We start from the raw sequence: 1,364 nt of genomic DNA on the forward strand, positions 1-1,364 counted from the left end.
AGGTAATTAACCCACGCCCTTGCGCGGGACGGATTTCGCTGATTCTCTCGTGAGATGGGCCGCAGCGACCTTGAACGGCTGAGCCGCGAAGAGCTGATCGAGCTGGTGCTGCGTCTGCAGCGGCTAGAGAAGACGTCGCGCACCTCGTCCAAACCGCCCGCGACGGATCGCAAGGAGCAGCGCGAGCACTCCAAGCCCGGCGGCGCCAAGCCCGGTCACGAGGGTCACAGCCGCGTCGTGAGCGACGATCCCGATACGATCGTCGAGCATCGTCCCGAGGCGTGCGCGTGCTGCGGCGCCAGCCTACACGCCGCTCTTCCGGCGCACATCGTCAGCGTCTGCGAGCGGATCGAGCTGCCTGCGGTGGCGCCGACCGTGACGCAGCACCGCCGGCTCGCGGTCCGTTGCCCGCGCTGTGGGGAGCGGGTGGTCGCACCGGTGCCGGAGGCGGCGCGCGGCACCCCGTTTGATCCGCGGCTGCATGCGGTGGCGACGTACCTCAAGACCTTTCGGGCGCTCTCATACGAACGATTGCAGGCGGCGCTCTCCGACCTGTTCGGCCTCACGCTCAGCCAGGGCGGGCTGATGAACCTGCTCCGCCGCGCGCAGGGCTGCTTCCGTCCGGGTCGCGACGCGGCCATCGCGATGCTGCACAAGGCTGAGGTCGTCGCCTGCGACGAGACCGGCGTGCGCATCGAAGGCTCGAACGCTTACCACTGGCTGTTCCACTTGGCCAACGCGGTGGTGCACACCGCCTCCCCGACGCGTGGCGCTGTCGTGGTGCGGGAGATGATGGACGGGCACCGACCGGCGGTGTGGATCTCGGATCGCTACACGGCCCAACAAGGCCACGCCGATGAGCACCAGACCTGCCTGGCGCAGCTGGCCCGCGATGTTGCCTACGCTGTCGAGGTCAGCGACGATCCCGTGCCCTGGCGCCTGCAACTCTGGCTACAGAGCGTGTTCGCCCTGGCCGAGCGCGTCACCGACTTGGCTGCCTCGACGCTCTCGGCCAAGCGCCGGACCTTGGATCGGCAACTGGGTGCCATCCTGGCCAGGCCGAGCCGCTGTGACCTGACCCGCGACCTGCAGGCCAAGATCAGCCGCGCGCGCGACCAGCTCCTGGTGTTCCTCGCCTATCCCGGACAGGTCGAGCCGACGAATAACGGCTCCGAGCGGCTGCTTCGTCCGGCCGTCGTGCAGCGGAAGATGACCAACGGCTACCGCGCCATGTGGGCGGCTGAGGGCGAGGCCGCCATCCGCACCGTCGTCGACACCGCCCGAATCGCAGGCAGCAGCCCCTTCAGCACCGTCCTTAAAACCATCGGTGCCTGAACCCTGCCATCACAGGCCTGGGTAATTAC

1 protein-coding gene is annotated in these 1,364 nt (G+C 68.4%); it reads left to right on the forward strand.

Annotation, left to right across the window (positions count from 1 at the left end; genetic code table 11):
- Positions 1-54: 54 nt before the first annotated feature.
- Entirely contained in the window at positions 55-1,335 is a 1,281-nt protein-coding gene (gene tnpC / locus ACLBX8_RS31455) for an IS66 family transposase (protein WP_447716396.1), read from the forward strand.
- Positions 1,336-1,364: the final 29 nt, after the last annotated feature.

This window comes from Methylobacterium sp. D48H (assembly GCF_053345715.1).

What these genes read in the sequence shown, in the direction of transcription:
- tnpC (WP_447716396.1), top strand. Translation starts at nt 55, where the DNA reads ATGGGCCGCAGCGACCTTGAACGGCTGAGCCGCGAAGAGCTGATCGAG.